Origin of the sequence: Jeotgalicoccus nanhaiensis (genome assembly GCF_015235105.1) — a bacterium.
GTDB classification, from domain to species: Bacteria; Bacillota; Bacilli; order Staphylococcales; family Salinicoccaceae; genus Jeotgalicoccus; species Jeotgalicoccus nanhaiensis.
In genome coordinates this window covers 132339-144986 of the sequence record NZ_JADGLW010000005.1, presented here as the reverse complement: position 1 = coordinate 144986, position 12648 = coordinate 132339, and the positions used below count along the sequence as shown (strand labels likewise).

The following is a 12648-nucleotide window of genomic DNA, read 5'->3' as shown; positions in this document are numbered from 1 at the left end:
ACATTCAATAGTCTGGCGGCGATGGCGGAGAGGCCACACCTGTTCCCATGTCGAACACAGCAGTTAAGCTCTCCAGCGCCGATGGTAGTTGGACTGACGTCCCGCAAGAGTAGGACGCTGCCAGGCTAATATTTTAATGATTATTCCACAGTAGCTCAGTGGTAGAGCTATCGGCTGTTAACCGATCGGTCGTAGGTTCGAGTCCTACCTGTGGAGCCATTTTTATGTTTTGGCCCGTTGGTCAAGCGGTTAAGACACCGCCCTTTCACGGCGGTAACACGGGTTCGAGTCCCGTACGGGTCACCATTTAAATTATATAGTTCAATATGGAGAATTAGCTCAGCTGGGAGAGCATCTGCCTTACAAGCAGAGGGTCGGCGGTTCGAGCCCGTCATTCTCCATTTTTTGTCCGGAAGGGTAGCGAAGTGGCTAAACGCGGCGGACTGTAAATCCGCTCCTTCGGGTTCGGCAGTTCGAATCTGCCCCCTTCCACCATAGATTTTGGGCTGTAGCCAAGCGGTAAGGCAACGGGTTTTGGTCTCGTGACGCGAAGGTTCGAATCCTTCCAGCCCAGTTTATAATTGGAGCCATTAGCTCAGTTGGTAGAGCATCTGACTTTTAATCAGAGGGTCGCAGGTTCGAATCCTGCATGGCTCATCGCAGAACACTTACAAATGGTAAGTGTTCTTTTTTTATACATAAATTTAGTTTTTATTTATATTTATAAAGCCTTGTATAAAAGCGCTTTCTTTAGTATATTGTAAATAGACAAAGGAATAGTTTTGGGAGGGATGTCAGTGGTTAAAATAGACATCATCGGCGCGCCTACAGCATTTGGACAGCCAAAGTTAGGGGTATCTTTGGGTCCGGATGCGGTGCGCTTTTGCGGTTTGAAGAAACATTTATCCGAGCTTGGTCACGATGTAGCTGATCTAGGAAATGTATACGGCAGCTATCGTCCTGAATACGGGACACACGATATTAAAAATGATGAAGGACTAATCAATTTTGAACAGGTTAAAGATTTCAGCGAACGGCTGGCAAGCACTGTTGAAGCGTCATTAAACCGTAATCATTTTCCATTTATTGTCGGCGGTGATCACAGCCTGTCAATCGGTTCAATAAGCGGTATGGCAAACAAATATAATAATCTCGGGGTACTGTGGATAGATGCTCACGGAGATATCAATAACAGTGAAACATCGCCGAGCGGAAATATACACGGCATGCCTCTCGGTGTGCTGCTCGGAGAAGGCAGTGAAGAGCTCGTTAATATTCATCATGAGGGTGCGAAGCTGAAACATGAGAATATTGTTTTGATCGGGGTGCGTGATCTTGACTCCGGCGAGAAGACTTATATTAAAGAGCACGGTATTAAATGCTATACGATGAGTGATGTTGAAAGACTCGGGCTCGACGTTGTCATAACGAAGTCTCTTAAGTATCTGCAGGACTGCGACGGAATACATCTGTCGCTCGATGTGGACAGTCTCGATCCGCTGGAGATTCAAGGAACCGGAACGAAAGTTGCAGGAGGGATATTTTTATCGGAAATGCTGATCGGATTAAACATACTGAGTAAAACTGAACTGCTTGTTTCAGCAGATTTAGTTGAAGTCAATCCGCTCCTTGATGACTGTAACGATACAGCAGAGAAAGCAGTAAAAATTGCGGAGTACATATTTGGTCAGAGCCAGTTATAAAAAAAGAAGCCTCTTCAGGCTTCTTTCATAATTTTCATCATGTAAACAGCGTACTCATCAGCAGTAGCTGTTTCTTTTTTTTCACTTTTTTTCACAGACAGTTTATCTAGTTTGCTGGTTAATTTTGTAAACTGGTCATTAGTAAGTTTAATACTGTAGGATTCAGAGGATGAAACAGAGTTTTTCGCGTTTAAATTAAAAATATTGATAGAAGGGACAATTGTTTCTGCAGCCGGACGGTAGAACTTCTGGATAATACTATTTTTTTCAACAGTATGCGCAAGGGCTATAATATTATGAGTCAGCAGCTGATTTAAATGATAATGGATTTTTGCTCTCGGCAGATTAAGTTCATCGGCAAGCATCTGACCGGTCTTTGGCTCTTCAGCCATCATGGACAGCAGCTGCAGCCTGAAAGGATCGCTAATTGCTTTAAGCTGGTCAAGTTCATTAATGACAAGCAGTTTTTCCATCAATGTCCTCCATATACTTTTCTTATCATTATCATGTAAAATGTAAATATAGTCAATTAAACAGGTTTTAAATAAAAGAGAATATTTGTTACACAATTGTGAATTTGGTATTATTAAAATGTTAAGTACTTAGGGGGATGAGTATGATAGGTCAAAGAATTAAAGAAATAAGAAATAATAATAATTTAACCCAGGAAGAACTGGCTGACGGGATCATCTCCCGAACTTATTTAAGTTTGATAGAAAAAGGGACCGTCCAGCCATCCACCAACGTATTAGTAAAGTTGAGCAAGCGCCTGAATTGTACTGTAAATGATTTTATGGCAGAAGTCTCGCATTTTAAATATAATAATTTTGAAATACTGCGGGAAATCGGCCATTATGAATTAAAGGTAGACAATGAAGATTACGACGTTGTAAAATATTTTATCGACAAGGAATACGAACTAATTGAAGATGTGCCGCTGCCGGACAGCGGAAGAATTCATTTAATTTATGCACGGTATTTTAAATTTAAAGGGGATTTAAAACGTACGAAACTGCATACTGATAAAGCGCTCGAGAAATTGTCGACAGTCGCTGTCAATCAGCATTACGTTAACGCTGTGCTGTTAAAAGCAGAACTGCTTATGGAAGACGAAGCGATAGACGAAGCGATAGATATACTTGAAGAGACAGTTTATCTGTTAACTAAATTCGATGAATTGAATATTTCCGATATTAAATTACGATTTGCACTTGTAAAATGTTATATTATATTTAAACAATATTACACTGCACACAGACTGATTGAAGATATTCATGAGATATCTTCCAGGCTGAGCATTACTTATAAAAAAGAAGAGCTGAAGAAGTTTGAAATGCTGCTTCTCTTAAAGCTGGAAAGGTATAAAGATGTCCTGGAACTTGCGGATAGCGGGGAAACGGATATCGACATTATGCGGGCATACAGCCTGTGGCAGCTCGACAGAGTAAAAGAAGCTGATCAATTATTAAAAGCAATACCAGAGCCTGATAAGGAGTTTCCCAGCATACCGCAAATAGGTAGTCTGTACGAAGAACTTACCGGGAGATTAGGTGGCTTATAACATAATAGAAAGGAAAATCATTATGGAAACAGCCAACTTTTTTGATAATATCTCTACATCATTTGTTATAACCAGCATTATTGACATTGTGATTATATGGTACGTTTTTTATTTAATCCTGACGGTCATCAAAGGGACAAAAGCTGTACAATTAATCAAAGGGATATTTTTCATAATTATTGGACGGGCATTAAGTAATTTTTTAGATTTAACAACGACAACACAGCTGTTCGATATGGTGCTTCAATGGGGTTTCCTGGCCGTTATTGTTATCTTCCAGCCCGAGTTGAGACGGGCGCTTGAACAGCTTGGCCGGGGCAGCCTGTTCAGAAGCAGTGCCGGCAGCGATGTCAGCGAGCATGAGAAAATGCGGCAGGATATGGTGACCGCAGTACGCTACATGGCTAAACGCCGTATCGGTGCGTTGATTGTGCTCGAAAAAGAAACAGGGCTGAAGGATTACATTGAGACGGGTGTACCGTTAAATGCAGAAATTTCTTCTCAGCTGCTTATTAATATTTTTATTCCGAACACCCCTCTGCATGATGGGGCAATGATCATCCAGGGCGATAAAATCGCGACAGCCGGAAGCTATTTGCCGCTGTCGGAAAGCAATAAGATTGCAAAGGATCTCGGTACCCGCCACAGAGCGGCTGTCGGAATTTCTGAAGTGACCGATGCATTTACAATAATTGTGTCGGAAGAAACAGGTAACGTATCAGTTACATACGGCGGCAAGATGTCAAAAGAAATTACTCTGGAGAAGCTGGAAGAACTTCTTCAGAAACATTGGCTTGTTACTGCCGGTGCTAAAGAAGGAGGCGGTCTGTTTGCTCGAAAATAAATTGGGACTGAGCATCGTTGCATTACTTCTTGCACTGTTTATGTATGTGAATGCAAATAATGTATTTGAAGATATGAACTTGTTCAGCGATGACAGCACGACTGAAGACGATACTCAATTTGTTGAAGGTATTCCTGTCGAAGTGCTTTACGATGAAGAGTCGTATTACGTTTCAGGTGTACCGCAGGAAGTAACAGTAGAGCTCGGCGGAGCGAATTCAAACGTTAAACGCCTGCAGGCTACGCGTAACTTTGAAGTGATTTTAGATTTAAGAAACCGTGAACCTGGTGAACACGAAGTATTCTTTACAGTGAACGGCCTGCCTGAAAATGTGTCAAGCACCGTTCAGCCGGAGACAGCTAATGTGACTATACAAAATCTTGTCTCCCAGACTTTTGAAGTTCAGGCAGAAGTAAGCGAAGGCCGCATCGGTTCGAGCTATCAGCTCGACACGGTGAACGTTGAGCCGTCAACAGTAACCGTCAGCGGCGGCGAGAGTACGATGAACCGGATACAATACGTGCGCGCTATGATGTCGGATACTTCAAGTATTACAAACGAGCGTGTTGAAGAAGCTGAAGTCAGTGCCTTCGACGCCCAGTATAATAAACTGGATGTAAGTATAGAACCATCGACAGTAAGAATCGAGATTGACGTTGAAGAACTCAGCAAGGAAGTACCTGTCCATCTTGAAACGGCCGGTGAGACAGCAGATGGCAGAACATTGTCGGAAGTGGAATTAAATCATGATACAATTGAAATATATGGTGACAGTGAAACATTAAATTCGATAACATCTGTCAATGCGGAAGTGGATGTTGAAGGAATGTCGTCATCGGGCACAAAAGATGTCCGGCTTGATTTACCTGAAAATGTAACAAAAAGTGAACCTGCTGTACTCGAAGCGGATGTCACGATAGAAAAAGACGAATAATTGCTGCTTAAAAAGGAGATTATTATGGGAAAGTATTTTGGGACAGATGGAGTTAGAGGTATTGCAAACGAAGGATTAACACCGGAACTGGCATTTAAATTAGGCCGTTTTGGCGGTTACGCTCTACTTGAAAAAGGCGAAGAGCATCCACGCGTGTTAGTTGGGAAAGATACGCGTATTTCAGGAGAAATGCTGGAATCTGCGCTCATCGCAGGACTATTATCAATCGGTGCCGAAGTCATGCGTTTAGGCGTCATTTCTACGCCGGGAGTTGCTTACCTGACTAAGGATATGGAAGCAAATGCAGGAGTAATGATCTCTGCGTCGCATAATCCGGTTGAAGATAACGGTATTAAATTCTTCGGCCCGGACGGTTTCAAGCTGACTGATGAACAGGAAGCTGAAATTGAAGCGCTCTTAGACAGCAAAGAAGATAATCTGCCAAGACCGACAGGTGTTTCAGTCGGCACAATTTCAGATTACTTTGAAGGCGGACAAAAATACTTAAGCTACTTGAAATCAACAATCGATACTGACTTTGAAGGACTGAAAATTGGTCTTGACGGTGCACATGGTTCGACGTATCACTTAGGACCGTACTTATTCGGCGATTTGGAAGCAGATACAGCGACAGTCGGAAGCAGTCCGGATGGCACTAACATAAATGCAGGCGTAGGTTCAACACATCCTGAAAAACTCCAGGAGCTCGTTAAAGAAGAAAAGTGCGATTTCGGCCTTGCCTTCGACGGCGACGGGGACCGCATTATTGCAGTGGATGAAAAAGGAGAGATCGTCGACGGCGATAAGATTATGTTTATCCTTGCCCAGTCATTGAAAGAAAAAGGTGAACTGAAAGACGACACAGTTGTTTCAACGGTGATGAGTAACCTAGGTTTCTATAAAGCGCTGGAAGAACACGGCATGAAATCCGATAAAACCAAGGTCGGCGACAGATATGTTGTAGCTGAAATGCGTGAAGGCGGCTATTCATTAGGCGGTGAACAGTCAGGCCATATCGTGATGATGGATTATAACACGACAGGTGACGGATTGTTAACAGGTATTCATTTAGCGGCAATTGTTAAAGAATCAGGCAAGAAAATGAGTGAGCTTGCAGCAATGGTAGAGACGTTCCCTCAGGAGCTAGTAAACGTGCGTGTAAGCGACAAGCATAACGTTACGAACAATGAAGCAGTTAAGAAAGTAATGGCTGATGTAGAAGAGCGTATGGCCGGCAACGGACGTATTCTCGTTCGAGCTTCGGGAACTGAACCGCTTGTCCGTGTGATGGTGGAAGCTGAAACGGAAGAACTTGCAGCCAGCTACAGCCAGGAAATTGCGGAAGTTGTAGCAGCTGAAATGGGACTCGACAAATAAATATAAACTCAAACATCATTCCCAAAAAGGAATGATGTTTTTTTATATCAATTATAGCGTATCACTTTTATTGACTGAAAATTCAGTCCGGGATAATATTGGGTTAACGAAGCTGATAAAATTATTTAAATTAGTAAAAGCATATAACCGAGCCCGGGATGAGGCTGCTAATATCATTTAAATTTTTCATGGGAGGAGAAATTTTAATGGCCGGAATTAACTTGGCAACAGCGAAAAAACTCATTGCAGCTGCGGAAGAAGAAGCTTCGAATATTGGTGTGCAGATGGTGATTACAGTACTGGACGAAGGGGGAAACCTGGTGGCAAGCCACCGAATGGATGATGCGTGGCTGGCGAGTGTTGATATTGCCGAGAACAAAGCATGGACTTCTGTTGCTCTAAAAATGCCGACTTCAGATCTGGCAGAAGCAACAGTTCCGAAGGCGGAACTTTACGGATTGAACACGACCAATCAGGGACGAATCGTTGTTTTCGGAGGCGGTTTCCCTCTGGAGAAAGACGGAAAAGTAGCAGGGGCAATCGGGGTCAGCGGCAGCAGTGTAGAGAACGACGTAAAAGTTGCGGAAGCCGGTGTTAAAGCGTTTGAAGCAGAGGATTTGTAAGAGACAGCTTAAAACAATAGGAGGGGTATTATGCAGGGAAATCGCGGCGTAGTGTACACGGGAAACGGCAGCGTAGAAGTGCAGGATATTAAATATCCAGACCTGGTCTTAAGAGATGGGCCGGGAGTACCTAAGTCGAACGTGGGACGTAAATGCGAGCACGGTGTCATATTGAAAGTCATTACAACGAACATCTGCGGCAGTGACCAGCATATGGTCAGAGGTAGAACAACAGCACCGGAGGGTCTGGTACTCGGACATGAAATTACAGGTGAAGTTATTGAAGTCGGCAGAGATGTTGAGTTTGTAAAAAAAGGAGACATCGCTTCTGTACCATTTAATATTGCCTGCGGACGCTGCGTAATGTGCCGGGAGCAGAAGACACATATTTGTACAAATGTTAACCCTGAAAGACCGGGGGCAGCTTACGGTTATGTGGATATGGGCGGCTGGGTAGGCGGCCAGTCTGAGTATGTTATGGTGCCTTATGCAGATTTCCAGTTACTTGTATTTCCTGATAAAGAACAAGCTATGGAGAAAATACTCGACTTGACAATGCTGTCGGATATTTTTCCTACAGGATATCACGGTGCGTACACGGCGGGAGTAAGAACAGGCTCTACAGTATATATCGCAGGTGCAGGTCCGGTAGGACTGGCGGCAGCCCATTCTGCTCAATTGCTCGGAGCTTCGAGAGTAATCGTTGGTGACATGAAAGATGACAGACTGAAACAGGCAGAGAGTTTTGGCTGCGACACTGTCAATCTCACTAAACATGACAGGCTCGGCGAACAGATTGAGCAGCTTCTTGGTGTGCCGGAAGTGGATTGCTCTGTCGATGCGGTAGGCTTTGAAGCATCCGGTCACGGTGAAGGAGCTGAAGAAAAACCGGCACAGGTGCTGAACACGATTATGGATGTTACTCAGGCAGGCGGCGGGCTCGGTATTCCCGGCCTCTATGTAACAGAGGATCCAGGTGCTTCAGACAAAGATGCGCAGACAGGGTCGCTGAAAGTAAGATTTGGGCTCGGCTGGGCAAAAGCACACAGCTTTGCAACTGGACAGACACCTGCGATGAAGTATAACAGAGATTTAATGAGAGCTGTACTTTCAGGACAGGCGCAAATAGCAAAAGCAGTCAATGCAACTGTTATCAGTCTGGATGAGGCGCCGGGAGGATATAAAGACTTCGACAGCGGTGTTGCTAAAAAATTTGTGATTGATCCGCACGGAATGCTGAAATAAATATAGTAAAAGCGAAGCCGAGTCTCCGGCTTCGCTTTTTTATGTATGATTTTAATATGCTGGTGCAGCTAAAAACTCTCCCATATTAAAATCATTAATAAAATTAAATATGTATACACCTAAAACCTGAAAACCAAAATATAATGAAACGAGACACAGCAGGCTGAAAATAATATTTTCAGCAAAACTGCCCGTGCGGGTAGTAATGGGTAATCTGACCTTGAAGTTTATCGGGAAAAACAGCTGAATGCCGCTTTTAGTTGCCATATCCAATAGGTAATGACTGATCATGCCCGTAATCAAACCGAGCTTTAACGCGTCATTCGGAAAGAAGTAATCGACAAGAAAAGCAATCAGTACGATAAACAGCAGGCTGTGTGTAAAAGAACGATGACCGAAAACGAAGTTAATTAACTTCGAGAGCAACGGAAACGTCTTGCCAATCTTGCTGCCGCCGTGGCAAATATCGGGAATTAAAGACCCCGCAATACCGGCGCCAATTAATAAAACCGGATCGGCGTATGTAAAATGAGCGACTGCCAGACTGGATGCGACACCACCGATGATATGAGTTTTACCTTTCATGATGTGACCTCCTCTGACCTGTATATTATAACACTTTTTTGACATAAATATAACTTTTTCTGAACAAATATTAGTTAATGTTAAGTCCGTAAGCCGAGGGCGGTGAGATAAAATTAAGGTGAACATGTTATTATTGATTTAAATGAATATAAAAGAGGAGAATCATTATGGACGGAACAAAAAGAGCAGACATTAAAGTCGGCAGCACAGTGAAAGTTGTGCAGAAACATCACCAGAGAAGCGGTGAATTGACCGAGGGCGTTGTAGCAAGAATACTAACGAACTCTGCAAATCACCATCACGGTATTAAAGTGAAGCTCGAAGACGGCACAGTCGGCAGAGTGAAGGAAATAATTGAATAAGTGATTGAAGCGGGAATGAATGATAAATCGTTCCTGTTTTTTTGTTATAAGCGAGGATTATGGGGCTGCTGGTTGCTGATGGTGTCTGATAACCGTATTTGTCGGACACCGCGGAATTGACGGTGTCCGATAACCGTATTTGTCAGACATCGTGGAATTGACAGTGTCCGATAACCGTATTTGTCGGACACCGTGAAATTGACAGTGTCTGATAACCGTATTTGTCGGACACCGTGAAATTGACAGTGTCTGATAACCGTATTTGTCGGACACCGTGGAATTGACAGTGTCCGATAACCGTATTTGTCGGACACCGCGGAATTGACGGTGTCCGATAACTGTATTTGTCGGACACCGTGAAATTGACAGTGTCCGATAAACAGCTTTGACTGACATCAAGAAAGTCACACTGTCATTCAAAACGAAAATAGAAACAAAAATCTTCTCTTGAATATATTTTTTACCATTAAAAGGTAAAAAAATCTTGTAATAAGGAAAAAAATAAATTACAATTTTATTCTGACTATAAAGGAGGACAGCTTGTAAAGAAATCGGAATAGCGCCTGAGCAGTACACAGTACTGTTGACGAGGAGGGCAGTGATCGAACATTCGGCGGATACTGTCCCGGATACTGAAGTATTCGTAAGTTTATCTGTTAAAACTTCCGGGCAACCGGTCTGACAGAGCAGATATTCCACAAAACCTAAAACATTACAGAAGGAGTTTATCTTATGTGCGGAATTGTTGGATATATTGGATCATCAGATACGAAGGAAATATTGTTAAAAGGACTTGAAAAGCTGGAATACCGGGGCTACGATTCAGCTGGTGTTGCAGTAAAGAATGAAACAGAAACTAAAGTGTTTAAAGAAAAAGGAAGAATTGCCGATCTGCGTAAAAGAGTGGATGAAGATTTCAGCGGGACAACCGGTATCGGCCATACACGCTGGGCAACGCACGGGGAACCAAGTGTAACGAATTCACACCCTCATCAGAGTTCGGATAAAAGATTCACACTGGTGCATAATGGTGTGATTGAGAACTACAAACAGTTAAAAGAAGAGTATTTAAACGATACAAAACTTATGTCGGATACTGATACGGAAATTATCGTGCAGCTCGTTGCGAAATTTGCACAAGAAGGCTCATCGACACTTGAAGCATTTCAAAAAACACTGTCACTGCTGCACGGCTCATATGCAATCGGTCTTTTGGATAATGAAGATGACCATACTATTTATGCAGCGAAAAATAAATCACCGCTGCTTTTAGGAAAAGGTGACGGCTTCAACGTTATTACATCAGATGCTATGGCCATGCTTGAATTAACAAATGAATTCGTAGAGCTGATGGACGGTGAAGTCATCCAGCTGATGGAAGATCAGATGATTATCAGAGATATGGAAGGAACAGAAATCGAGCGTGAGTCTTATATTGCGGAAATCGATGCAAGCGATACGGAACTTGGCACTTATCCGCATTATATGATTAAGGAAATTAATGAACAGCCGCAGGTCATGCGTAAAATTATAAAAGAATACCAGGATGATAACGGTGATTTAAAAATCGATAAAAATATAATTAAACAGCTTAACGAAGCAGACCGTTTATATATTATTGCAGCAGGTACGAGTTATCACGCCGGACTGATCGGTAAAGAATACTTTGAAAAATGGGCAGGCGTACCGACAGAAGTCCATGTGGCATCAGAATTTGTTTATAACACGCCGCTCTTATCAGAAAATCCGTTATTTATCTTCATTTCACAATCCGGAGAAACAGCGGACAGCCGGGCAGTGCTTGTTGATATTAAAGAAAAAGGCTACAAATCCTTAACGATTACAAATGTGCCGGGATCAACGTTGTCGCGGGAAGCGGATGAAACATTAATCCTGCATGCCGGACCGGAGATTGCAGTGGCATCGACAAAAGCCTATGTAGCACAGATTGCAGTGCTTGCGATTACGGCAGCAGTGACGGCAAGAGAGCTGAACAAAGTATCGGATATGAACTTGATGTCTGAGCTCGCTAAAGTTACAACGGCTATCACAGCGGTGATAGAAGACGCTGACAAGATAGAAGAAATCGTGAAAAGCTATCTTGAAACTTCGAGAAACGCGTTCTTTATCGGCAGAGCAATGGATTACTATGTCGGTCTCGAAGGCGCGTTGAAGCTGAAAGAAATATCGTATATCCAGGCAGAAGGCTTTGCCGGCGGAGAGCTGAAGCACGGAACGATTGCCTTAATAGAAGAAGGCACACCGGTCTTTGCACTCTCTACACAAGAAAAAGTGGACTTGAATATTAGAAGTAACGCACAGGAAGTGAAAGCCCGGGGCGCGAACGTATGTGTCGTAGCAATGGAAGGACTGGAGCAGGAAGGCGATGCGTATGTTATCCCGAGAGTGGATGACATGCTGACACCATTAGTATCCGTTGTAGTCTACCAGCTGATTTCATACTATGCAGCACTGCACAGAGGAAATGATGTAGATAAACCGCGTAACCTTGCGAAGTCGGTTACAGTGGAATAGAAAAATTTAGAAATAGAAAGGGAGCATCTGATTTTCAATAATCAGATGCTCCCTTTCTTTAACTAGTACGCAATCCCAACCCGCGACTGCACATATTCATCACTCTCAAGCTGTTTGTATGCAAACTCTGCGGTATCTCCAACCGTAATCTTCTTTCCGTCTTCCGGCAGGTAATTACGTTCTTCACGATACTCACCAGTCGCTTCACCGTCCGGTAAATAAGTGGGACAGACGACTGTCCAGTCCAACTCGGAAGCTTCCAGCAACTCATAGGTTTTATGGTGTTCTTCAGCTGCGCGTGTCAGTTTTCGTTTTGACTCGCTGGATTGATAGCGCAGCGCGTCATCTTCAACTCTGCTGTTCAATATTCCTGCAGTACCTATCGTGACGATGCGTTTAATACCTTCAGCTTTCATCGCTTCAATAATAAGCGGCATGCTTTCTGTCAGCGTCTCTCCGCCGTCTGTATTTAAAGCGCTGATTACTGCATCGGCATCTTTCATGGCGCGTTCCACATCTTCTTTGATTGTTACGTCACCTTTTATAACCGATAAATTCTCATCTTTACTTGTTATTTTTTCAGGTGTCCGGACCAGTGCTGTCACCTGATGCTTATCTTCAAGGGCAAGCTTAGCAATTTCACTGCCGACTCTCCCTGTTATTCCTAAGATTAAAATTCTCATGTAAAAACTCCTCTCATACCTTCTGTCTATATATTAACATCAATATTTCTTATCAATCTGTATTCAGTTTATAACTTCACTGCTGAAAATTTTGATTTACATAATATCAGACTGGCAATATACCCAAATAAACTCTATAATAAACAGTGTATGGAAAAATAATCAGAAAATAAGAAAACATTCTTAACCATTTCTG

Annotated in this window: 12 protein-coding genes, 6 tRNA genes and 1 rRNA gene; 16 read left to right on the top strand and 3 right to left on the bottom strand. The window is 42.9% G+C overall.

The genetic code is table 11. From position 1 onward, the window contains the following. The first annotated feature begins 11 nt into the window (after positions 1 to 11). From rrf to rocF, 8 genes are all read left to right on the top strand, one after another. Positions 12 to 126: ribosomal RNA gene (gene rrf / locus IR135_RS08390) — 5S ribosomal RNA — on the top strand. Positions 127 to 144: 18 nt separating this feature from the next. Beyond that, positions 145 to 219 (top strand) — tRNA-Asn (locus tag IR135_RS08385). Positions 220 to 231: 12 nt separating this feature from the next. Next, positions 232 to 306 (top strand) — tRNA-Glu (locus tag IR135_RS08380). Positions 307 to 328: 22 nt separating this feature from the next. Next, positions 329 to 401: transfer RNA gene (locus IR135_RS08375), tRNA-Val, on the top strand. A 10-nt stretch (positions 402 to 411) separates the two neighbouring features. Then, positions 412 to 495 (top strand) — tRNA-Tyr (locus tag IR135_RS08370). A 7-nt stretch (positions 496 to 502) separates the two neighbouring features. Further along, positions 503 to 574, top strand: a tRNA-Gln gene (locus IR135_RS08365). A 10-nt stretch (positions 575 to 584) separates the two neighbouring features. Continuing rightward, a tRNA-Lys gene (locus IR135_RS08360) sits at positions 585 to 657 on the top strand. A gap of 140 nt (positions 658 to 797) precedes the next feature. Further along, on the top strand, positions 798 to 1703 hold the full coding sequence (gene rocF, locus IR135_RS08355; protein ID WP_416212704.1) for an arginase: 906 nt from the start codon (positions 798 to 800) through the stop codon (positions 1701 to 1703). A gap of 14 nt (positions 1704 to 1717) precedes the next feature. Here the strand turns inward: rocF and IR135_RS08350 are convergent, their stop codons facing one another. After that, on the bottom strand, positions 1718 to 2176 hold the full coding sequence (locus IR135_RS08350) for an ArsR/SmtB family transcription factor (protein WP_135098498.1): 459 nt from the start codon (positions 2174 to 2176) through the stop codon (positions 1718 to 1720). Positions 2177 to 2319: 143 nt separating this feature from the next. Between IR135_RS08350 and IR135_RS08345 the strand changes: the two genes are divergently transcribed. The 6 genes from IR135_RS08345 (at position 2320) to fdhA (ending at position 8287) form a co-directional block, all read left to right on the top strand. Beyond that, positions 2320 to 3264, top strand: a complete 945-nt coding sequence (locus tag IR135_RS08345; protein WP_167753398.1) for a helix-turn-helix domain-containing protein — start codon at positions 2320 to 2322, stop codon at positions 3262 to 3264. Positions 3265 to 3286: 22 nt separating this feature from the next. Next, on the top strand, positions 3287 to 4108 hold the full coding sequence (cdaA, locus tag IR135_RS08340) for a diadenylate cyclase CdaA (RefSeq protein WP_135098494.1): 822 nt from the start codon (positions 3287 to 3289) through the stop codon (positions 4106 to 4108). Then, positions 4095 to 5042, top strand: a complete 948-nt coding sequence (locus tag IR135_RS08335; protein ID WP_135098492.1) for a YbbR-like domain-containing protein — start codon at positions 4095 to 4097, stop codon at positions 5040 to 5042. The genes cdaA and IR135_RS08335 overlap by 14 nt, the downstream gene beginning before the upstream one ends. A gap of 24 nt (positions 5043 to 5066) precedes the next feature. Further along, a complete protein-coding gene (gene glmM, locus IR135_RS08330) occupies positions 5067 to 6419 on the top strand; it encodes a phosphoglucosamine mutase (RefSeq protein WP_135098490.1) in 1353 nt (450 codons plus the stop codon). 206 nt (positions 6420 to 6625) lie between these two features. After that, positions 6626 to 7042, top strand: a complete 417-nt coding sequence (locus IR135_RS08325) for a GlcG/HbpS family heme-binding protein (RefSeq protein ID WP_135098488.1) — start codon at positions 6626 to 6628, stop codon at positions 7040 to 7042. Between the two features lie 30 nt (positions 7043 to 7072). Continuing rightward, positions 7073 to 8287, top strand: coding sequence for a formaldehyde dehydrogenase, glutathione-independent (gene fdhA / locus IR135_RS08320; protein ID WP_135098486.1), 1215 nt, complete (start codon positions 7073 to 7075; stop codon positions 8285 to 8287). 51 nt (positions 8288 to 8338) lie between these two features. On the opposite strand, the gene IR135_RS08315 is transcribed toward fdhA, so the two are convergent. Next, positions 8339 to 8872 (bottom strand): metal-dependent hydrolase, encoded by a 534-nt coding sequence (locus tag IR135_RS08315; protein ID WP_135098484.1) that lies wholly within the window; start codon positions 8870 to 8872, stop codon positions 8339 to 8341. 167 nt (positions 8873 to 9039) lie between these two features. Here IR135_RS08315 and IR135_RS08310 point away from each other — a divergent pair, with 167 nt between their 5' ends. Both IR135_RS08310 and glmS read left to right on the top strand, forming a co-directional pair. Next, a complete protein-coding gene (locus IR135_RS08310; protein WP_115885925.1) occupies positions 9040 to 9234 on the top strand; it encodes a YwbE family protein in 195 nt (64 codons plus the stop codon). Between the two features lie 732 nt (positions 9235 to 9966). Next, entirely contained in the window at positions 9967 to 11769 is a 1803-nt protein-coding gene (gene glmS / locus IR135_RS08305) for a glutamine--fructose-6-phosphate transaminase (isomerizing) (RefSeq protein WP_135098482.1), read from the top strand. A 62-nt stretch (positions 11770 to 11831) separates the two neighbouring features. On the opposite strand, the gene IR135_RS08300 is transcribed toward glmS, so the two are convergent. Then, positions 11832 to 12452, bottom strand: a complete 621-nt coding sequence (locus IR135_RS08300) for an NAD(P)-dependent oxidoreductase (RefSeq protein WP_135098480.1) — start codon at positions 12450 to 12452, stop codon at positions 11832 to 11834. Positions 12453 to 12648 lie beyond the last annotated feature (196 nt).

Excerpts from the sequence above, each read along its gene's own strand:
- IR135_RS08350 (WP_135098498.1), bottom strand. The coding sequence starts at position 2,176 with ATGGAAAAACTGCTTGTCATTAATGAACTTGACCAGCTTAAAGCAATT.
- glmM (WP_135098490.1), top strand. The coding sequence starts at position 5,067 with ATGGGAAAGTATTTTGGGACAGATGGAGTTAGAGGTATTGCAAACGAA.
- cdaA (WP_135098494.1), top strand. The coding sequence starts at position 3,287 with ATGGAAACAGCCAACTTTTTTGATAATATCTCTACATCATTTGTTATA.
- glmS (WP_135098482.1), top strand. The coding sequence starts at position 9,967 with ATGTGCGGAATTGTTGGATATATTGGATCATCAGATACGAAGGAAATA.
- IR135_RS08315 (WP_135098484.1), bottom strand. The coding sequence starts at position 8,872 with ATGAAAGGTAAAACTCATATCATCGGTGGTGTCGCATCCAGTCTGGCA.
- IR135_RS08325 (WP_135098488.1), top strand. The coding sequence starts at position 6,626 with ATGGCCGGAATTAACTTGGCAACAGCGAAAAAACTCATTGCAGCTGCG.
- IR135_RS08300 (WP_135098480.1), bottom strand. The coding sequence starts at position 12,452 with ATGAGAATTTTAATCTTAGGAATAACAGGGAGAGTCGGCAGTGAAATT.
- fdhA (WP_135098486.1), top strand. The coding sequence starts at position 7,073 with ATGCAGGGAAATCGCGGCGTAGTGTACACGGGAAACGGCAGCGTAGAA.
- IR135_RS08310 (WP_115885925.1), top strand. The coding sequence starts at position 9,040 with ATGGACGGAACAAAAAGAGCAGACATTAAAGTCGGCAGCACAGTGAAA.
- IR135_RS08345 (WP_167753398.1), top strand. The coding sequence starts at position 2,320 with ATGATAGGTCAAAGAATTAAAGAAATAAGAAATAATAATAATTTAACC.